Here is a 20,837-nt window from a genome sequence, read left to right as displayed (position 1 = left end):
TAACGACTTCTTCGGCGACCACGGACGGGTCACCTCCGGCTGAGCGCGTGCTCGGCCAGGATCAGCTGGCACACCTCGTTACTGCCCTCGATGATTTCCATCAGCTTGGCGTCGCGGTACGCCCGCGCGACGATGTGACCGTCCTGCGCCCCGGCCGACGCGAGTACCTGGACCGCGGCGGCCGCGCCCGTGGCCGCGTGCCGGGCACTCACGTACTTCGCCAGCACGATGGCGGTGGTCAGGTCGGCTGCGTTCTCGTCCCAGCATCGACTGGCGTGTTCGCAGGCCCGGGTGGCGACCTGCTCCGCGGTCCACAGGTCGGCCAGGTGCCGGGCGACGAGCTGGTGCTGCCCCAGCGGCCGGCCGAACTGGTGCCGGGACCGGGCATGGTCGACGGCCGCCGCCGCACAGGCCCGCAGGATCCCGACACACCCCCAGGCGACGGAGATCCGGCCGTAGGCCAGGGCCGTCGTCACGAGCAGGGACAGCGGCTGCCGCCCGCCGCCCAACAGGCTGCCGATCGGCAACCGCACCTCGTCGAAACGGACTTCCGCGTGTCCCGCCGCCCGGCAGCCCAACGGATCGGCCACCCGCCGCACCTGGACGCCGGGGGCGGCCCGGTCCACCACCACCACGGCACCCTCCTCACCCATCCGGGCGACGACCAGGAAGAGATCGGCGTAGTCGGCGGCGGTGACCCACTTCTTGTGGCCGGTGAGCACCAGGGCATCCCCGTCGACGGTGACGGTGGTCGCGATGGCCGACAGGTCGCTGCCCGCCTGCGGTTCGCTGAAGGCCACGGCCGCCGTGACGCCCGAGGCCAGCCGCGGCAGCAGATCCGCCGCCTGCGCCGGGTCACCGAGCCGTTCGACGGTCCACGCGGCCATGCCCTGCGAGGTCATGACACTCCGCAGCGAGCTGCACAGGCTGCCGGCATGGGCGGTGAACTCCCCGCTGTCCGCGCTGTTCCACCCCGGTCCGCCGTACCTCGCCGGGATCTGAGCGGTCAACTGCCCGGCCGCACCGAGCTTCCGCACCACGTCCTCGGGCAGCCGGCCCTCCCGGTCCCAGGCGGAGGCGCGGTCGCCGACCAGTTCGGTGAGAGCCGAGGCCGCCGCGGCGACCGCCTCACGCACCGGGGCCGCCGGGGGCCGGCTGCCGGAGCCGTTCGACCAGCGCGGTCATCCGCAGCACGGTGCGGAAGTTCTCCATCCGCAGGTCGGAGCCGCGGATGGCGATCCCGTACGTCCGCTCCAGATGCACCACCAGCTCCATGGCGAAGAGCGAGGACAACCCACCGGAACCGAAGACGTCCGCATCGATCGCCCAGGTCCTCCCCGTCTGCCGCTCCAGGAACCGCAGCAGGTCCGTCCGGACGGTTCCGGGGCCGTCGACGGGTTCCGGCACCTGCTGGTCGGATGGCATGGTCATGCGTGTTCTCCCTCGTACTCGTAGAAGCCGCGTCCGCTCTTGCGGCCGAGGTGGCCCGCCCGCACCATCTCCAGCAGTAGGCCGCAGGGGCGGCACCCTTCGTCACCGGTCCGGCTGTGCAGCACCCACAGCGAGTCGACCAGGTTGTCCAGCCCGATGAGATCGGCGGTGCGGAGCGGTCCCGTCGGGTGACCCAGGCACCCCTGCATGAGCCGGTCGACCGACTCGGCGCTCGCGGTACCCGCCGCCACCACCCGGACCGCGTCGTTGATCATGGGGTGCAGGATCCGGCTGGTGACGAAACCCGGCGCGTCGTCGACCACGATCGGTACGCGGCGCAGCGCGGCCAGCAGTGCCCGCAGCGCGTCCAGGGTGGCCTCGCCGGTGTGCGTACCCCGGATGACCTCGACCGTCCGGATCAGGTAGGGCGGATTCATGAAGTGGGTGCCGACCAGATCCACCGGCCGGGCCGTCGCCCGAGCGAGTTCGTCGATGGGAATCGCCGACGTGTTGGAGATGATCGGGGTACCGGGCGCGACCAGTGCGGACACGTCCGCGAGCACCTTCGCCTTGGCGTCGGCGTCCTCGGTGACCGCCTCGATCACTGCGGTGGGTGCCGCGTCGTCGGCCGCCACCAGACCATCGAGCGACAGACCGGTGACAAGAGCGCCGGGGACGGCCTCGTCCGGCAATGCGCCCATCAGCCGCGCCATCCGTACCTGGTGGCCGATCCTCGCCGGGGCCTCGTCCAGCCGGCGCCGGTCCAGGTCGATCAGCGACACCGCGATCCCGTGCCCGACCGCCAGCGCGGCGATGCCCGACCCCATCACCCCCGCTCCGAGCACAGCCAATCGGTGCCCGGCGCCGGGCGTACCGCTCTCCGCTGCCATGTCGTCCCTCTTTCGGTCCCGGCCCGGCCGGCTCCCGGGCTACGTCGAAACACGGTGATCGCAGACGACAGCGGCCCCGGGAGCGGCCCGCGCCCCCGGACTGCTGCCGCCGACCCTCACTCCTCCGAGCGGCTCACCTCGGTACGGGAAGGCCGCGGTGGTGCGAGGCCGCCCGTGGGTTCCGTGTAGAACTGCTGCGCCCACTGCCGGTATCGGCCGATCGGACCGTCCCCCTTGGCGAGCTTCGGATGCTCGACGTGCTCCTGGTGGTGCCACATCAGCAGGTCCGCGCCGGTGTCGACGCTCGCCACCCGCTGGAGTACGGCGCTGAGCAGCCGGGCGACGGGCCTCACCGCCGCGCGCCCCATCCTGTCGGGCATGCCGGGAAGGCCGCTCAGCTCCAGCTTCGTACCGAACCGGAGCTGCATGCGTCCCGGCCCGGTCGCGGTCGCGTGGAGCATCACGTACAGGCTGCCCGCGCCCCGGGGCAGGACGGTCCGCGCCGCGATGGTGGCCAGACCGATCACCGTGAGCGTGTAGGACTGGCGGAAGCCGCGCATCATGGTGCCGCGGGCGGTCGCGGTGACGGTGCTGACCGGTTGTCCGGCCACCGGTGTGCCCCCGATGTCGAGACCCTTCAGACCGTGCAACGTCGGCAGATGACCCCAGTCGAACGCGTTCTCGATGACGTCCTGCGGATGACCGGCGAGATCGAACGTGTCATGGCTGAACGGCTGCCGGTCGTCCATGGGGAAGACCGGGACCTCCCACTGCGGGGGCAGGCCCAGGGAGTGCCACCACACATAGACCGAGCCGTTGGCCTCGCACACCGGGTACTGCGACAGCGACGCCTTCGGCGGTGGCTGGCCGTAGCCCGTGCGTACGCAGGTACCGGCCGGGTCGAACGCGAACTGGTGGAAGGGGCAGACGATGTCTTCACCCTCGACCCACCCGCCGACCCCGAGATGCGCTCCCAGATGCGGGCACCGGGGCCGGACGGCCCGCAGCGTGCCTCCGGCCGTCCGGTACAGGACGACCTCCGCGCCCGCGAGCGGACGGGTGGTCACGGATCCGGGCCGCAGCTCGTCGGTGAACGCCAGGCTGAACCACCCGTTCGGATACGGGCGCGAGGGAGTGTGCAGGGTGTCGGCCGGCGCCGCGGTGAGCAGGTCGGCCTGCCGGGAGCTGAGAAGCTGTTTCACCAGCGGCTTGAGGTGAGGCTTCATGGCGTCATCGCTCCCCGTGCTTCACCGGGCACGCGCCGCCCGGCTCCGCGGACGGCTCGGCGCCCGCCTGTGCGGGCGCCTGTGCGGGCGTGGGCCGCGGCACGGCCGCGTCGCGGAGCTCGGCGCCGTCGGCGCCGCCCGTCCGCCGCTCACTGAGCCGCAGGCCCAGCCCGCGCGAACTCAGGCTGGTCTCCACCTTGGGCCGGAACGGCTCGTCGCCGACGGGGGACACCTCCCAGCGCGCGACGATGGCGGTGAGGGCCAGGATGGCCTCGTTGAGGGCGAACTGGTCCCCGATGCACTTACGAGGGCCGGCGCCGAACGGGATGTAGGTGGCCCGGTCGGGCTGAGCGTCGAGCCAGCGGTCCGGGTCGAACCGGTCGGGCTCGGTGTAGAGGTCGGGCCGGCGGTGCAGGAGGTACGGGCTGAGCACCAGGATGCTGCCGCTCTTGAGCCGTACCCCGCCGAGTTCGGCGTCCTCCCTGAGGGTGCGGGTCATCATCCACGCGGGCGGATACAGCCGCAGCGCCTCGGTCACCACGCGGGCGGCCAGGCCGAGCGAGGGCAGGTGCGCGGGGTCGAGCTTCCCACCGGCCAGGACGCTGTCGGTCTCGGCCTGGAGGCGGCGCTGGACGTCCGGGTGCGTGGCGAGCAGGTTCAGCGCCCAGGCCAGGGTGATCGCCGTCGTCTCCATCCCGCCGAGGAAGAACGTGAGGGCTTCGTCGGCCAGTTCGGTGTCGTCGAGTTGCTTCTTGCCGTCCTCGCTCTCCTCGTCGACCGCCGCGACCAGTGCGGAGAGCAGGTCGGCATGGTCGGTCGGATCGGCCCGCCGTTCGGCGATGATCTCCGCGATGGTGGCCGACAGCCGGTTACGGGCGTGGTCGTACCGCCGCTTCCGCGGAGTCGGCAGCCATCGGAGCAGGGGCGGCGTCATCATCCGGCGGAAGAACGCGCTCACGATGGTGGCGGTGTCGGCCAGGGACCGCCGCATGGTCTCCGCCGGCAGCGAGCCGCTGAACATCGTCTCCATGGTGGCTCGCGTCGTCAGCGTCATCATTTCCTGGGTGACGTCGAGGACATCACCGTCGTGCCAGGAGCCCGCCTTCAGCTCGGCGGCACGGGCGAACACCACCCCGTAACCGGCGAGCCGGGTGGGGTGGAACGACGGCTGGCACAGCCGTCGTTGCCGCCGGTGCAGGGTGTACGAGCAGGTGGACAGGCCGTCGCCGATGACCTCACTGATCCGGTCGTAGATCGGGCCGCCCTTGTCGAAGACCCGGTCGTTCAGGAACACCTGCCGGGTCAGGGCCGGATCGCAGATCATCACGGCGGTACTCGGTCCGAGCCGGACGCGGACCATCGTGCGGTACTCGGACAGGGACATGATGAACGCCAGCGGATCGCGGAGCAGGGGCAGCGCGTGGCCCAGCAGCGGCAGGGCCCGCGGGGCGAGGGGAACCGACGCGGCGGTCGCCGCGGTCGTGTCTGTCATGGACAGCCTCATTCCTTCGTGGATCGGCCGGCCGGCACCGCGGCGGCGTGATCGTGGGTGACCTCTAGCAGCGCGGTGGTCCAGCGGAAGCCGACCCCGAAACTCACGACGAGGATGCGTTCCCCGGCCCGCAGCGTGCCGGAGCGGAACATCCGGTCGAGGGCGAGGAGTACGTCGCACGGACCGGCGTGGCCGAGGTGCCGGCCGAAGGTCCAGGCGGTGTCCCCGGAACGGACGTTGAGTGGTGAGCCGGCGAGCACCAGGTCGAGCACGACCGACCCGATCGCGATGGACACCACATGCGAGATGTCCGCCGGATTCACACCGGTCTCGTCGAGGATGGTCTCGATACAGCGGCGGGTGGACCGCTGCAGCGCGTCGATGTGGGGCATGAACCCGGTCTCCTCGATGGGGAACGACCGGTCGGTGCCGACGGGCCCCTTCCTGGCCCGGGTCAGCATTTCCAGTTGCGGCTCCGTGGCGTGGGCGGTCGCCACCAGGCGCGCGAAGCCCGTTCCCCGGGTGAGGACGGCGGCGGCGCCGGCGTCACCGGCCACGTAATTCATCTCCTGGGACTGGCCCCACCGCTCCTCCGGGAACCGGCCGGCGGCCGTGACCAGCGCGGCTTTCGCGTCCGGTCTGGCGGTGAGGTGTTCGGCCGCGACGACGAGTGCGGCGGCCCCGCCGTCACTGGCGGCGCCGAGCTCGATCCCGTTGGTGTCCGGCCCCCCGAGCACCCGCAGCAGGTACGGCGCGGGCGTGTAGTGGTCCTCGTCCTGGAAGTTGGCGTGCACGAGCAGACTCAGATCGGCGGCGGCGACGTCCGCGTGGCGCAGCGCCTTGAGGCCGGCGCGGGCCGCCATCTGCGTCGCCGTACTGTCCGTCGAGACGGCGGCCGAGGTGAATCCGTTGAGCGCCGCCAGGGAGGGCTGCCCCGTGACTGTCAGGTCCCACGGTTCGTGCCCGGTCTTGACGGGTGGTACCCACGCGCCGGTCCCGGCGATCGCGATGTTCTGCCACAACACTGCTGTCTCCTCGGGCTGTCACGAAAGGGGCGACTGCGGAACGCGGCCGCGAGGCCGGACCAGTTCTCCGCTGTGGTCCAGGGCATGGGCGCTGACCCCGGTGATCCGGGCCAGCACCCGGCCGTGCCCCGTCACGGCGGTCAGGGCCCCGGTGGCGAAGTCGCAGTGCAGCCGGATGGCCGGGTTCTCCGCGCTGAGCCGGCAGTCGTTGCCCGGCCCCCTGAGGTCGACCTCGTCGAGGCCGGCCATCGGGCCGACCAGAGGCGGCTGGTCACCGCGCGGCGGCAGCAGCAACAGGTGCACCATCGCGTCCAGCAGGATCGCCGGTACGGTCGTCCCCGCCAGGACCGGAGCCCAGGCGGCGTGGTCCAGACTGAACCGGGCGCTGTTCCCGTCCGGCCCGCGGGCGTAGTCGCTGGTGCCGGCGAACGGGCCGGTGAGCGAGATCGGCGGGTCGGGGGAGTACACCGGCATCGCGAAACCGGGTTCGGGTTCGTGGGACGAGCAGTCGGGAGGGCCGGCGAGGTCGGGGAAGCGATCCGCCAGCATGACCGTCGTCTCGCACAACAGGTCGTTGAAGCGCAGCACCTTGCCGTTCTTGCCGATCCGGTGCGCCGTCATCCTGACGGCCACCTCGGCGCGGTCGCGCTCGCGGCTCGTGACCCGGGCCTCCACCGCGACGGTGCGCGGCGGCCCGGCGAGCCTGACCGTGATCGACGTCCGGCAGACGAGACCGCGGAACCCGGTGACCTGGAGGCCGGGGCAGAGCGTCGCTGCCGCGCCGGCCGCGGCCTCCAGGGCGAACGTGCCGGGCAGCGTGTACTCACCGTTGACCCGGTGGTGGCGCATCCACCGCCCGTCCTGTTCGGCCAGGGTGCGTGGATCCCAGGTCTTGGTGAAGACGGCCCAGTTCCTGCCTCGGTGCAGGACACCGTCGAGCAGCGGGGTGGTCAGCGCCGGATCCGGTGGGGCGGGCGGTGGCGCGTCCGGGGCGGGGATCCGCAGCTCGCCGGAGGAACCCCAGGTACTGATCCCGCGCCGGGCCAGCAGGACGCGTTCCTCTTCCCGGATGAAGAACGCCACCCCGTTGGCCGGTGGCCGGGTCACGGCCGAGAGGAACTGCGCGCATCCTTGCGCGGTACTGACGTAGGCGTCCATCCGGTTGCGTTTGAGGGTCTCCCGCATGGTGACGCTGCTGGCGACGCCGACCTCCCGCCAGCCGCTCCAGAGAATCGCCGTCTCGTGGTGGCCGTCCGGTCCGTGCCGCTGTGCCCACGCGCTCGCGTACGCCAGGTACTCGTTGACGGCGCAGTAGTCGATGTCACCGGGCGCGGGAGCGAGCGTCGCCAGGGTGCTGAAATTGCACCAGATCAGGGGCGGACGCCCGGCCAGGGCCCGTTTGAGGTTGCGGTAGCCGGTCGCCTTGGTGGCCCGTACCGCCCGGAAATCGGTCAGGGTCTTGGCGTGCAGCGCCCGCGAACGCAGGTCGAGGACCGTGTTGACGAGCAGGTCGATCCGGCCGTGCCGGTCGAGGATCTCGCCGAGGACGGCGGTGGTGCGCTCGGCGTCCAGGACGTCGCACACCCGGTGGTGGACTCGGTCCGGGCCGCACAGCTCCGCCAGCCGCCGCACCGTGCGGCGTACCTCCAGGCGCGCCTGGGCCTTCTCGTACGCCGCGCGCAGTTCGCCCACCGACGCTCCGGGGCGTCTGCGGCGTTCGGCGGTGATGAACTCGGCCTGCGGCGGCAGCGCGTCGTCGGTCTCCGGCAGCGGGGTGCGGCCGATGACGTACATGTGCGGCCGGTCGCCGGCGCGGGCGACCGCGTGGAGGAGCTCGGGGGTGATGCCCCGCGCGCCGCCGAAGGCGACCACGACCGCGCCGGGCGGCAGCGTGACATGTCCCGCCGGGGGCGGCGGCGCCGGGTCGTCGGCGACGGCCAGGGTGAGCCAACTGTCACCGCGGCAGGCCAGTGTGCGCGTCGGCACCTGGGCGGTGGCCGCCCGTGCCAACTGGTCCAGGGCGGTCGCGGTGTCCGCCGCGTCGCTGAGCAGGGTCACCCCGCCGCACTGCGGGACCTCGGCCCGGACGGAGCGGACGAGGCCGGTGAACAGGGCGCTCAGCGGGGGTGGGAGGTCGTCCGGTACCGCCCCGAGCAGGAGCGCGCTGAGCGAGCCGCCGGTACGCAGGGCGGGCAGCGCCGCCTGGAGTGTGGTGAATGTGAGGTCCTGAAGATCTTCCATCCGGGCGGCCTCGGCACCGTCGCCCCCGTGCTCGTCCCCGTCGTGGAGGACGGGCAGCCGGGACAGGACCCGGATGTGGCGCGGGACGAACGGCAGACCGGTCAGGGCGTCGGGCGCGGCCTCGGGCGGGACATGGGTGGCGGCTTCGAGGCCCGGCCGCGGTGACCAGACGGCGATGTCCGGGCCGGTGACCGCCGCGGCGATGTCCGGGGCGTCGGTGATGACGACGGTGCCCGGCGGGATCGACGGCGTGTCAGGGTCTCCCGGCGGCGGGGGAGTCGGGACGAGACGGAAGGTCTGGCGACGACCGAGGAAGTCCTCGGTGTGCTCAGGCCCGGTTCTGTCGGGTGTGGTGTGCTCCGGCGCGGTGGCCTGGTCGGGCGTGGCATTCTCCGGCCCGGTCCGGTCGGTCGATGTCTGTTCCGGCTCGGTGGTCCGGTCGTTCGCCGTGTGTTTTGGCTCGGTGGTCCGGTCGGTCGATGTGTGGTCCGGCTCGGTGGTCCGGGCGGGCGTGGTGTGCTCCTGCCCGGTGCGTGCAACCTGTTCCGGCTCCTCCCGGGCCGGGCTGTGGTGTTGCGGGTCGGCCGGGGGCCGGGTGAACCGGATCGGCGGTGATCCGGCGGCGGCGGGCGTCACGACGGTGTCCGTTCCGCTGACGACGGCCTTGAGGACCGCGAGCACGGCGTCCAGCGACAGATAGGTGTGTCCGGCGTCGGCCACCGCGGCGAGGGCGTGCGCGGGCGTTGCCGATGGCCTGGGGCCGGCATCGCCGGCCGTGGTGGAGAGCGAGCCCAGGACGGGCAGGTTGTGCTCCAGCGCGGTGGAAAGCCGAGTGACCGCCAGGACGGCGGCGCCTTCCGCGATGGACCGGCCCTCCGGCACCAGACCCGAGAGGTGGCGGTCCCAGCCGCTGATCGGTCGCAGGCATACCGCGCCGACGAGCGCGAGGTCGCAGGCCCGGTGCCTGAGCTGACGCAGGGCCAGGTCGACCGCGGTGTGCGCGGAGTCCCTGTGGGAGTAGACGCTGGTGCCCATGGCCTGGAAGTCGTAGTAGTTGGCGGCCCGGCCCGACAGGATGCAGGAGACCGCCCCGGTGAAGTCGTCCTCGTTCAGGTCGCCGGGGATCACCCCCTTGGCCTCCTCCATTCCCTTCGCGAGGTACTTCTTCAGTGCCTGTGCCTGCATCGGGTCGGGCAGGATGTCGAACGTGGTGGCGCACTCGCGGGCGTGCACCCGCAGTGCGGCCCGGGTGTTGTGCGTGGTCGGCAGCGTCGACCCCACCAGCACCGCGGTGGTGGGCCGCAGGCGGGTGCCCGGCTCGCCGAGCCGGTCCAGCAGCGGGCCGAGGACCTGGAGCATCATCAGGTGGGCGGCGTCCATGTGCCGCATCGTCAGCGGCGGGATGCGTACATCACGCGGGGACGGCAGGGGGTACGGCGTACCGAAGTCGGCTTCCGGGAGCGGGCCGTCACCGCGCAGCCAGGCGGGCACTTGGGCGGCGTCCAGGCCGGGCAGGTGGGTGTTCCAGCCCACGACTACCAGGTCCTCCGCGTCGGCGGGCCGGACACGTCCCGGCCTTTCCGCGGGGGCGGCCCGCGGCACACGGTCGGAGAGAACCACGTGCGCGTCCGCTCCTCCGAGGCCGAACGACGACACCCCCACCACGCGCGGTCGCGCGTCGTCCGTCGGCCAGGGCGCGTCCTTGACCGGTACGGTCAGTCGCGTGCCGTCACCCAGCAGCGCGTGCGGATCGGTGACCACGGGCTGACCGGGGACCGCCCCGCGTTCGAGAGCGACCAGCGCGTGCGCGACCGAGACCAGGCCCGCCAGCACACCGGTGTGCCCGAAGACCTGCTTGTTCGACGTCAGCAGGCACGCCCGCTTCCGCGGCCCCAGCCGGGAGAGCAGCGAGCGCAGTTCGATCTCATCGCCCACCGGCGTGCCGGTGCCGTGTGCCACGATCCAGTCCACGTCGTCGGCCTCGACGCCCGCGTCGGCCCAGGCCCGGGTGATCGCCAGCTGTTGCCCGCGGGTGGCCGGAGCGTGAATGCCCTTTCCCCGGCCGTCGGCGGCGAGACCGGTGCCCCGGATGACACCGAGCACCCGGTCGCCGTCGGCCACGGCCCGCGCGTACGACTTCAGGGCGAGCATGACGGCGCCCTCACCGATGAGGGTCCCGTCGGCCGCCCGGTCGAAGGGACGTACCCTGCCGCTCATCGAAATGCCCTGGGCCCGGCAGAAGAGTGTGAACCCGATCGGCTCGACCACCGCGGTACCGCCGGCCAGCGCCACGTCGCAGGAGCCTTCGCGCAGCGCCTTGACCGCCGCGTCCAGGGTGAACAATCCGCTGGCACAGGCCGAGTCGAGAGTCAGGTGCTGCGAGTCGGCGGGGATCAACCCGCGCAGCGCGTCGCGGGACACGGACGCGGGCAGGTAGGCCTGCGGGTTCCCGCCGTCTCCACCGTAGTGCGCGCCGATCGCGTGGTCGGCCAGTTCGGCCAGCCAGTCACCGTCCCGGTCGGCGGGGATCGCCTCGCGCACCATGCGCCGGTACTCGTCACCCAGCACCACACCCTGGGGGCCGAGCCCCGTCTGGTCGTGGATACCCGTGGTCGCGGCGAGCCACCTGTCCTCCGGACGCCGGGCCACCCCTGCGAGGGCCTGGACGGCGCAGTGCCGCAGCCAGCGCGTGGTCCGCGGCCACCCGGGGTGGCCGGCGTTCCCGTCCGGTTCGGTGACCGAGGCGGGATCGGGGACGAAGGTGTGGAGGTACCCGGCCTCGCGGACGTAGAAGGCGTCGGTCTCCTCCCGGGTGGGTGCCCAGAAGTGCTTCAGGTCGAAGGCGGACGGCTCGCTGGAGAGCAGGACGCCCTCCCGCAGCCGGTCCCAGAACTCCGCCGTGTTGTTCGCGCCGGGCAGGGTCAGGCCGAGGCCGACGACCGCGACGGCTCCGGGGTCCGTCTCCGGCTCTCGATCCTGCTCCGGGGTCGGTGCGGGTGCGGGTGCGGACGCAAGCGCAGGTACAGGTGCAGGCGCGGAGGCAGGCGCGGGCGCGGGGTGGACAGCCGCCGGTTGTTCAGGGGCGGGACTTCTCACCTCGGGCGTCGTCACCACCGCAGGCGGGACCGGTTGGCGCGGGGCGGGGGTACGGACCTGGTCGGCCAGCCTGCTGTGCAGCCGCATTCCCTGCATCCCGCCGATGCTGATGCCGCCATCGGCGACGATGGTCTGCCCGGTGATGTACCCGGTGTCCTCGTGCAGGAGGTGGACGATCAACTTGGCCGCCTCCGGCGTCGAGAGGGTACGGCGCATCAGTTCGCTGGTCCCGGCCGGGTCACCGAGCGCAATGTCCGGGTCGTCGAGATTGACGACGATCTCGCTGGCGACGGATCCCAGCAGCACCGTGTTGACCCGGATGCCCCGGCCGACCAGCTCAAGGGCCAGATAGCGGACCAGCGACTCCAGGGCCGCCTTGGTGACACCGCCGGGGCCGTACCCCGGAACCGGCTGATGCGCCCCGACGCTGGACAGGCAGAGGATGCTCGCGCCCTCTCGTCCCGCCATCAGCTCGGCCGCCCGGCGCGAACAGTGGTACGCCGCCATCACATTGGTCGACCACGCCCGCTGCCAATAGGTGTCATCGATGCCGAACAGCGGCAGGAACGCCCCGCCCGCGGCGTTGTTGATCAGAATGTCCAGACTGCCGTGCCGCTCCTGGACCAGGTCGAACATCCGGTCGATCTCGCTGGTCTTGGCCACCGAGGCGCGGATGAACTCGCAGCTGTGACCGGCCTGTTCCAGCTCGGCCCGCAGCAGCTTCGCCTGCTCGACCGAGTGGAAGTAGTTGACGATCACATGGGCGCCGTTCCCCGCCAGACGGCGGACGATGTCCGCGCCGAGGCTCTTCGCGGCCCCGGTCACGAGGGCGACCCGGCCTCGCAGGTTGTCGGTGGAGGTCATCGCGCGGCAGCCTCCGCCCGGCCCTGCACGACGGACTCCGCGATCCGGCGCAGTGTGCCGACGGTCAGCAGGGAGGAGTTCGCCCGGAGATCGGGCAGGTCGAACCGGTCGGACACCCGCCCGAGCAGGGCGACTTGCTTGAGCGACTCCACACCCAGCTCGGACTCCAGGCCGTCGTCCTCACCGAGCAGGTCCGGCGGGTAGCCCAGGAAATCGCCGTAGAGCGTCTGCAACTCGGCCAGCACCGTTTCGTAGTCCAACCCGGCGGACGTCGGCGAGACATCCGCGACGGTCGGGGCGGCCGGGGCGATCGAGACCGGAGCCGCCGAGGCTGTGGGTGCCGCCGGGGCAGCGGGGGCCACGGGGGCCACGGGGGCCGGAGGGGCCGGAGGGGCCGGAGGGGCCGGAGGGGAGACCGTGGCCACGTAGGACATGGCGGGCGTGGGTACGGGCACGTCGGCCCGGGGCAACGGAACGGCGGTGGGGAGTGCCGAAACCGGGTCGGCCGACGTGGCCGTACTCACCCGCACGGCGAGACCGCCTCCGTTGCTCGACGGCGCCGGCAGGCGCGGGCGGAATGGGCCGCCGTCGGTGGACTCGGTGACCAGCGCCCGGACGGCTTCGACAGGATCACTCTCGCTCAGCGGGACGACACACCGCACCCCCGGGATCGACGCCTCGACGAACTTGGTGACGACGGGCCACTCCCCGCACTCCACGAAGACGTCGGCGCCCGCCGCATGCAGGTCACGGATCGTGTGCAGCATGCGGACCCGGGCGGTGAGTGCGTCGGCGACCAGGTCGACCGGGTCGTCGTCGCCGATATCCCGGCCCAGCCAGGGTGAGCACACCCGCCAGCGCCCGGCACCGTAGGGGACCCGCGGCGCGGTCGCCCGCAGGTCCCGCGCGGCCTGCGCCATCGCGGGACTATGGGTCGGATGCGGGACGTCCAGGCGGAAACTCGGCCAGCCGAGCGCGTCGGTCACCCGCTCCACATGCTCGATCAACGGTTCGGGGCCGCTGATGACGCTCTGCCGAGGAGTGTTCTCGCAGGCCAGTACGAGGTGGGGATGGTCGATCAGTCCGGCGAGCGACTCCGCCCGGCGGCCGTCCACACCGACCGCGAGCATTTTTCCGCCCCAGCCCTGCCGGGTCAGTGCCTGGGACCGCGCCACGGCCAGGCGCGCGGCATCCTCCACGGACAGGCGTCCCGCGGCGGCCAGGGCCCACAGCTCCCCGATGCTCTGTCCGACGATCGCGACGGGCCGGGCGCCCTCGGCGATCAGCACGTGGTGCGTCGCGATGGCGACTGCGAAGATCTCCAGATACTGCACCTCGGGGCCACGCCGGTCGCTCGTCCCGTTGTGCTCGATCAGCCGGGCGCTGATGTCGGGCAGCCCCATTTCCCGGGCTGCCTTGTCGATGAGGGACAGCGATTCACGTACGGTCTCGTACCGGTTGTGGAAGTCGCGCAGGATCCCCCCGCGCGGGGGAGCCACCGTACCGGGCATGACAAAGACAGAACCCACCATGTGCATCACCCTTTTCTCCGTCCCGACTTCTGGCGATGTCGCATCTGTCGGCCGGGGATCTGAAACGCCACGACAGCGTGTCGAAAACCACGACATGCGTCCACTTTGTTTTGCTGTACCCGTTCAGTGAGTCCAGCGAAATGCGCCCCCGGCTCACCGCCATGGATTACCAATCAGGTAAGGGCGAGGGATCAGGCTCTTGTCGCCAGGTAAAGCCGAGAGTGTGTCGCGAAGGCGCGGGCCTGTGGCGCCAGTCTCGGTGAACTACCTGGCTAGCAGCGGGGATTAGGTGCGAAACGATTTTCTGTGGCGGAGATTCACTCTCTGCAATGTCGAGCTGAAATTCGATAGAGTCGATGTGTTGCTCTGAATCCGCGGCTGCCGGAGTCCATTCCCTCTTTCAGCGGCATGTACGCCATTTCGGCCATGAGGTTTCGGGAATTCTTGGGTGGTGTGATTCGAAATCATGCATGTCGGATGTGCGTGCGAACGCAAGTGGGATTGTTCATATTTTCGTCACCTGTCGACCGTGGCGTGTGACTTATTTAGGATGCAACGAAAAGTCGCCCCCGGTAAATGCTTGTCAGTCCGGATAAGTTGCGCGAGAGTCCTTTCATGGGTGCACCGCCGTATCTGGGTTCGACCGTTCCTGATCCGCTTACCCACACCCTCGGCGTGACCGGTGCACGCTGTGTGCTCGTCCGGGGTCTCACCGCCGGGGGAGGCTGGGCCCTGCGGTTTCCGGCCCCCGGCAGACTCAAGGTCCACGCCGTGCTGCGCGGCGTCAGCTGGCTGATGGTCGACGGCGACGAGCACCCCGTGCTTCTGGAGCAGGGGGATGCGGTGGCCTTCGGCGGAGGTCTCTCCTATGTTCTGGCCTCCGACCCGTCCGTGCCGCCGCAGGACGCGCTTGCCTTGCTCGGGACCTCGCCGCAGCTCTTCGCCCATGCCGGGGACGAGGACATCACCGAAGTGGTGTCGGTCGGTGCGCATTTCGAACTGAACACCGCGGGAGAGGACTTGTTGCTCCAGGCGTTGCCCCCGGTGATCCGCCTGCCCCGCGCGGGTGAGGAGGCGCCCGCGCTGTGCTGGCTCCTCGACCAGATGCTGCGGGAGATGAGCTCCGACCGTCCCGGTGGGGACAGCGTGGCCGAATACCTCTCCCAACTGGTCTTCGCCCACGTGCTCCGCGCCTGTCTCGACCGGAGCGAGTCCTACCCCGCCGGGTGGCTCCGGGCTCTCGCCGATGATCGCATCGCCCCGGCCCTGAGGCTGATGCACGCCGATCCCGCCCGGCCCTGGCACTTGACCGAACTCGCCCAGGCGGCGGCCATGTCCCGCAGCGTCTTCGCCGGAGTCTTCACTTCGGTCGCCGGCGTGCCACCACTCACCTATCTCCACCAATGGCGCATGCGGCTGGCCGAACAGACCCTGCTCCACAAGGACACACCGGTGTCGGAGCTGGCGCTCTCCCTCGGCTACGCCTCCGAGAGCGCCTTCAGTCACGCCTTCAAGCGGGCGACCGGAATCGCGCCCAAGCGTTTCCGGGACGCCGCTCGCGTGTCACGGGACCGGAGCGAAGTCGAACGAGCGGTAGCCGCCGCGTTCAGAGGGAATTCTCAGCCCGGTGGGGGACGAACCTCCCTCGGTGAACGACCGCGTCCTCGGCCGGACCGTACGAAGTGACGGAGGCGAGCCCGCCTCGCCGCGACAAGCTCCACGATACGGAAGCGACTTTGCCGGGCCGGCTGATGAAGGGGGAGGGGCTCGTGGGTGAGCATCTTGACGCGGTCGACGTGTCCTTCGACGCAAACGCTTCGGTGCCGAGGCGGTGGTCAGGCGAAGTAGTGGCCCTTGTCGAGGTCTTCGATGAGTCCGGGCTGGACCGGCCGCCACCCGAGCAGGTCGCGGGTGATGGCGCTGGACGCCGGCTGGTCGATCGCGAGGAGCATCCCGAGGAAGCCGAAGCCCTCGGCCGGGGCCACGGCCGTCGGCAGGTTCAGATGGCGGCCGATCGCGGCGGCGATGTCGCGGGTCGCAACGCCCTCGTCGGCGACCGCGTGCAGCACCGATCCTGCCGGGGCTTCTTCCAGGGCCAGCCGGAACAGTGTTGCGGCGTCACGCACGTGCACCGCGGGCCAGCGGCTGGAGCCGTCGTCGACGTAGCCGGACACGCCCGTGTCGCGGGCGGTCTCGATCAGACTGGCGACGAAGCCGTGCCGATCGCCCGCGCCATGGACCGACCGGGGCAGACGTACGACGGACGGGCGGACGCCGCGCGCGGCCGTGCCGAGAGCGATGGCGCCGTTCGCGTCTCTGCCCGCCCCGGGTGAGCCGGGAGCCGAGGAATCGCGCTCCGTCGCCACCTTCCCCGTCACCGCCGGCGTGCCGGAAGTGACGACCAGGGGCTTGCCGGAGCCTTCCATGGCGGCGCCCAGCGTCCCGATGGCGCGCGCGTCAGCCTGCACCGACGCCTCGAAATCGGTGAAGTCGTGGATAAAGGCGAGGTGGATGACCCCGTCGCATCGGGCGGCCCCGGCGCGCAGCGCGTCCTGGTCGTCCAGGTCGCCGCGGAGCACCTCAGCTCCCAGAGCGGTGACCGCGGCGGCCGACGTATCGGACCTGGCGAGCCCGAGGACCTGGTGGCCCGCGCCGATCAGCTCCGGGACGACGGCCGAGCCGACCCAGCCGGACGCGCCGGTGACGAAAACCCGCATGCGGGAACCTCCGATTTCCTGTTGCCGCCAAGGGCTGTCCCGTCATCCCTGGCGGGCGCGCGACGACAGCTACTTCCTCAAGCTCTCGGCTGCGCTCAAGCAGGGGAGGCCCCACTCTCGCGGCGTTGTCGGAACGCCCGAATACATCCAGGACGCGGAAGCCCCTCCGCCTTGCGATGCACCGCATCCGACGCCGCGCGCCGGTTCACCAGGGATGACGGGACAGCCCTTGGCCGTCATCACGCTAGGGGGTGATGACGGTTACCGCATCACGTCGCCCCATTCCTTGGGCCGAGCGGTGCCGGGCCCCGTTCCTCGGACCGAGCGGTGCCGGGCTGTCCGCGGTTCGCCGAGAAGCCCCGCCGACGGTCGGCCGCGGCGCCGTGAGAATCCGGCAGGGCCGACAGGACCGAGTGAGAATCCGACAGTTTCCATGCGACAGGACACGAAGGGCCGGTCGCCGCCGCGCCCCCGTACACGGTCGAGCCCCGAACGCCTACTGCGGCTGTGTCGCGATCTGGATCAGGTTGCCGCAGGTGTCGTCGAACACGGCGGTGGTGACGGGGCCCATCTCCAGGGGCTCCTGGGTGAAGCGGACGCCGAGGCCGTGCAGGCGCTCGTACTCCGCCTTCACGTCGTCGACGGCGAACTGGGCGAGCGGGATGCCGTCCGTGACGAGCGCGTCGCGGTAGGTCTTGACGGCCGGGTGGCCGGCGGGCTCCAGAAGGAGTTCGGTGCCGCCGGGGTCGTCGGACGAGACGACGGTCAGCCACCGGTCCTTCTCGCCCAGAGGGACGTCGTGCTTCTTCACGAAGCCGAGGATTTCGGTGTAGAAGTGCAGGGCCTTGGCCTGGTCGTCGACGAAGACGCTGGTCAGATGGATCTTCATGGGGTGCTCTCCTCCGGTCCGGATGTGTCTGGCACGGGCCATCGCTCGGCGATCTGCCGCAGCGGGGCCGTGTTCAGGTCATGGAATTTGTAGCGGCCCTCCCGCCTGGTCCCGACGAGCCCGGCGGCCTCCAGCACGGCGAGGTGCTGGGAGATCGCCTGGCGCGAGAGGCCGAGCTGATGCTTCATGCTCAGTCGCGAGCAGATCTCGAACAGTGTCTGTCCGGATTTCTCCGTGAGCTCGTCGAGGATGGTGCGGCGGGTGGGGTCGGCCAAGGCTTTGAAAAGGTCGTCGGCCATGACTCCATGATAGGCAAACGTTCGCTTGCCTATCAAGTCGAGGTGCGTCGCTGCCCGAGTCGGCCCACCGCCGGGTAGGTACCGGGGAGCACGGCGGCGGAGGTCGCGACGGGAGAGGAATGGAAGCGGAACGCAAGCGGAACGGAGACAGATGGATCGATCCTTGGTCTACACCAACCACCCCTGTCCCCGTATCCTCATCCGGAGCCAGTAGCACACCATCCCCCCACCCAGGTTGCGTGCTGGCGCGGGCAACACCCACTCAACTCTGCCCAAGCAGCCGGGTGACCTCCCTCTTCGCCGCCTCCAGGAGGATCACGGTGAACGTTCGCACCAGAAGCTCGGCGATCATCGGCGCCGTCTGCCTCGTCGCTTCCCTCGCCTTCACCACGGCGTCCGCCGACGAGCCCGCCGCCCCACGTCAGGCCCCGAAGGTCGCGCTCAAGGAAGTGACCACGGCCAAGAATCCATCCGCAGGCACCGCAGGTCCCGGTGGCACGGTCTGGATTGCCGAACGCGCCGGCACCGTAAGGGTGTTAGGTGATCAAGGACTCGGCGATCCGGTCCTCGACATCTCCGGCGAGACCACCACCGACGGCGAACGCGGCCTGCTGGGCGTCGCGTTCGACAAGGAGTTCGCGCACTTCTACATCTCGTTCACGAACCTCGAAGGCACCAGTACCGTGGACGAGTTCGCCGTGCGGGACGGCAAGATCCAGCCGGACACCCGGCGCACCGTCCTCACCCAGACGCAGCCCTACTCGAACCACAACGGCGGCGACATCAAGTTCGGCCCCGACGGGTACCTCTATATCGCGTTCGGCGACGGCGGCTCGGGCGGCGACCCGCACGGCAACGGGCAGAACCTTGACACGCTGCTCGGCAAGATGGTGCGGATCGACCCGAGCGGCGGCGAGCCGTACGCGATCCCGCCGGACAACCCGTTCGTGGACGACCCGAACGCGAAGGGCGAGATCTGGGCGTACGGGCTGCGCAACCCGTGGCGGTTCTCCTTCGACGCGGGCACCGGCGACCTGCTGATCGGTGACGTCGGCCAGAGCGCCTGGGAGGAGATCGACTGGGCCCCGGCGAACAGCGAGGGCGGCGAGAACTACGGCTGGTCCCAGATGGAGGGCAGCCATCCCTTCCGGGGCGGCACGGAACCCGCGAACCACGTGCGGCCGATCCACGAGTACGACCGCAACGGACTGGGCTGCTCGGTGACCGGCGGATTCGTCTATCGCGGCGAGGCGATCCCGGACCTCAAGGGTCAGTACGTGTTCAGCGACTACTGCGACGGCACCGTCCGCGCTCTGCAGATGGAGAACGGCGAGGTGACCGGTGTGAGCGACCTCGGAGTCAGCGGCGGCGAGGTCGTCTCGTTCGTGCAGGGCGGCAACGGCGAGCTGTACGTGCTCGACATCGGTGGCACCGTCTCGCGCATCGACCCGGCGTAACGACTGCTGGGTGATCCATCCGTCTGCTGGGTGATCCACCCGTGCCTGTGGACGGAACTGATCCGCCCCGGCCCGAGAACTTGACGTCCTTCGAGTGCGGGACCCGCGGTTCGGCCATCCTTGCCGGACGGCACGGAGTCGGTGCCGCGCGTTCGGCGCCGTGCGTTCGAGCCATATTCGGGCCGGGCCCGCCGGGCCCGGCCCGGGACCGGCGGCAGGCCGGTGCCCCTTCGTGGAAGCGCGGCCACAGCCTTGAACGGGTTGTGGCCGCGCTTCCGTGCGCGGAGCACGGCCACACCTCGAAGCCGTTGGCCTCGGCCTCCGGCATCACCTCCGCGTGAGCCGCGTTCCGGGCGGACGCGAGTTGGCCGAACAGTGCATAGACCAAATAGGTGACTCAGGCATCTAGTAGGGGGAGATCGGTAGGACTCCTTCCCTCCTGCTCTTGCGAGGCTCGTCATGGCAGACACCGACACCGGCCCTCAGGCCGACACCATCGCTTTCCCGCAGGACCGCACCTGCCCCTATCACCCGCCGACGGGGTATCGGCCGCCCCCCGGCGTGACGCAGCAGCCGCTGTCGCCCGCCACGCTCTACGACGGCCGGACCGTCTGGCTGGTCACCGGGCACGCCGAGGCACGCGCGCTCCTGGCCGACCAGCGGCTGTCCGCCGACCGGCAGAACCCCGCGTTTCCCATGGCCACCGAGCGGGTGGCGAAGTTGGCCACGCGCCGCATCGAACTGCTCGGTGTGGACGACCCGGAGCATCACGCACAACGCCGGATGCTGGTACCGAGCTTCACCCTCAGGCGCACCGAGACCCTTCGTCCCCAGATCCAGGAGACCGTGGACCGGCTGCTGGACAGGATGATCGAGCAGGGGCCGCCCGTCGATCTGGTGAACGCGTTCGCCCTTCCGGTTCCCTCGATGGTGATCTGTGCGCTGCTCGGCGTCCCGTACTCCGACCACGACTTCTTCGAGTCACGGACGCGGACGTTGCTGCGCGGGCCGGTGGTCACTGATGTCCAGGCCGCCCGTGACGATCTCGACGAGTATTTCCGGACACTGATCGACCACAAACGGGCCGTCAGGGGGGACGGACTGCTCGACGAGCTGATCGCCGAACGGCTCGACACCGGGGCGGTCAGCCGCGACGAACTGGTCCGCCTCGCGCAGATTCTCCTCGTCGCGGGCCACGAGACGACCGCGAACATGATCTCGCTGGGCACCTTCACCCTGCTTCAACACCCCGACCAGCTCGCACGGTTGCGCAGCGAGAAGGAGCTGATGCCCACCGCGGTGGAGGAACTGCTGCGCTTCCTGTCGATCGCGGACACGGTCTCACGGGTCGCCACCGAGGACATCGAGATCGGCGGGGTGACGATCCGGGCCGGCGAAGGCATCGTCCTGTCCACGTCAACGGTCAACCGCGACGCCGCCGCCTACCCCGCACCGGACGAGCTCGACCTCGGCCGCCGGTCGCGCCACCACGTCGCCTTCGGCTTCGGTATCCACCAGTGTCTCGGCCAGAACCTCGCGCGGGCCGAGATCGAGATCGCCCTGCGCAGCCTCTTCGCACGGTTGCCGGGGCTTCGGCTCGCGGCGCCCGCCGACGAGATCCCGTTCAAGCCGGGCGACACCATCCAGGGCATGCTCGAACTGCCCGTGGCCTGGTGAC

General features: G+C 70.8%; 14 protein-coding genes. 3 read left to right on the top strand and 11 right to left on the bottom strand.

Features of this window, described 5'->3' with window-relative positions; all coding sequences use genetic code 11:
- Positions 1–29 precede the first annotated feature (29 nt).
- The 8 genes from OG413_RS30940 to OG413_RS30905 form a co-directional block, all read right to left on the bottom strand.
- On the bottom strand, positions 30–1,136 hold the full coding sequence (locus tag OG413_RS30940; protein ID WP_266811377.1) for an acyl-CoA dehydrogenase family protein: 1,107 nt from the start codon (positions 1,134–1,136) through the stop codon (positions 30–32).
- Positions 1,129–1,425, bottom strand: a complete 297-nt coding sequence (locus OG413_RS30935; RefSeq protein ID WP_266813181.1) for an acyl carrier protein — start codon at positions 1,423–1,425, stop codon at positions 1,129–1,131. The genes OG413_RS30940 and OG413_RS30935 overlap by 8 nt, the downstream gene beginning before the upstream one ends.
- A gap of 2 nt (positions 1,426–1,427) precedes the next feature.
- Positions 1,428–2,321 (bottom strand): 3-hydroxyacyl-CoA dehydrogenase family protein, encoded by an 894-nt coding sequence (locus OG413_RS30930; RefSeq protein ID WP_266811375.1) that lies wholly within the window; start codon positions 2,319–2,321, stop codon positions 1,428–1,430.
- Between the two features lie 116 nt (positions 2,322–2,437).
- Positions 2,438–3,547: a Rieske 2Fe-2S domain-containing protein gene (locus OG413_RS30925; RefSeq protein WP_266811373.1), complete on the bottom strand. Its 1,110-nt coding sequence runs from the start codon at positions 3,545–3,547 to the stop codon at positions 2,438–2,440.
- Positions 3,548–3,551: 4 nt separating this feature from the next.
- Positions 3,552–5,039, bottom strand: a complete 1,488-nt coding sequence (locus tag OG413_RS30920) for a cytochrome P450 (RefSeq protein WP_266811371.1) — start codon at positions 5,037–5,039, stop codon at positions 3,552–3,554.
- An 8-nt stretch (positions 5,040–5,047) separates the two neighbouring features.
- A complete protein-coding gene (locus OG413_RS30915; protein WP_266811369.1) occupies positions 5,048–6,064 on the bottom strand; it encodes a 3-oxoacyl-[acyl-carrier-protein] synthase III C-terminal domain-containing protein in 1,017 nt (338 codons plus the stop codon).
- An 18-nt stretch (positions 6,065–6,082) separates the two neighbouring features.
- Positions 6,083–12,265 carry an SDR family oxidoreductase gene (locus tag OG413_RS30910; RefSeq protein WP_266811368.1) on the bottom strand — a complete coding sequence of 2,061 codons (6,183 nt, stop codon included), beginning with the start codon at positions 12,263–12,265 and terminating at the stop codon, positions 6,083–6,085.
- Positions 12,262–13,797: an acyltransferase domain-containing protein gene (locus OG413_RS30905; RefSeq protein WP_266811367.1), complete on the bottom strand. Its 1,536-nt coding sequence runs from the start codon at positions 13,795–13,797 to the stop codon at positions 12,262–12,264. The genes OG413_RS30910 and OG413_RS30905 overlap by 4 nt, the downstream gene beginning before the upstream one ends.
- Positions 13,798–14,412: 615 nt before the next feature.
- Between OG413_RS30905 and OG413_RS30900 the strand changes: the two genes are divergently transcribed.
- A complete protein-coding gene (locus OG413_RS30900) occupies positions 14,413–15,483 on the top strand; it encodes an AraC family transcriptional regulator (protein ID WP_266811365.1) in 1,071 nt (356 codons plus the stop codon).
- A 149-nt stretch (positions 15,484–15,632) separates the two neighbouring features.
- On the opposite strand, the gene OG413_RS30895 is transcribed toward OG413_RS30900, so the two are convergent.
- From OG413_RS30895 to OG413_RS30885, 3 genes are all read right to left on the bottom strand, one after another.
- Complete coding sequence (locus OG413_RS30895) at positions 15,633–16,514, bottom strand: SDR family oxidoreductase (RefSeq protein ID WP_266811363.1); 882 nt, start codon at positions 16,512–16,514, stop codon at positions 15,633–15,635.
- A gap of 496 nt (positions 16,515–17,010) precedes the next feature.
- Entirely contained in the window at positions 17,011–17,403 is a 393-nt protein-coding gene (locus OG413_RS30890) for a VOC family protein (RefSeq protein WP_266811361.1), read from the bottom strand.
- Positions 17,400–17,702, bottom strand: coding sequence for a helix-turn-helix transcriptional regulator (locus OG413_RS30885; RefSeq protein ID WP_266811359.1), 303 nt, complete (start codon positions 17,700–17,702; stop codon positions 17,400–17,402). The genes OG413_RS30890 and OG413_RS30885 overlap by 4 nt, the downstream gene beginning before the upstream one ends.
- 320 nt (positions 17,703–18,022) lie before the next feature.
- Here OG413_RS30885 and OG413_RS30880 point away from each other — a divergent pair, with 320 nt between their 5' ends.
- Together OG413_RS30880 and OG413_RS30875 are read left to right on the top strand one after the other, a co-directional pair.
- Complete coding sequence (locus OG413_RS30880) at positions 18,023–19,159, top strand: sorbosone dehydrogenase family protein (RefSeq protein ID WP_266811357.1); 1,137 nt, start codon at positions 18,023–18,025, stop codon at positions 19,157–19,159.
- Between the two features lie 459 nt (positions 19,160–19,618).
- Positions 19,619–20,836: a cytochrome P450 gene (locus OG413_RS30875; RefSeq protein ID WP_266811355.1), complete on the top strand. Its 1,218-nt coding sequence runs from the start codon at positions 19,619–19,621 to the stop codon at positions 20,834–20,836.
- Position 20,837: the final 1 nt, after the last annotated feature.

Source organism: Streptomyces sp. NBC_01433, from assembly GCF_026340105.1.
Taxonomy (GTDB): domain Bacteria; phylum Actinomycetota; class Actinomycetes; order Streptomycetales; family Streptomycetaceae; genus Streptomyces.
Note: the sequence above shows the minus strand (reverse complement) of the source record. Positions and strands in the feature narration are given on the sequence as shown.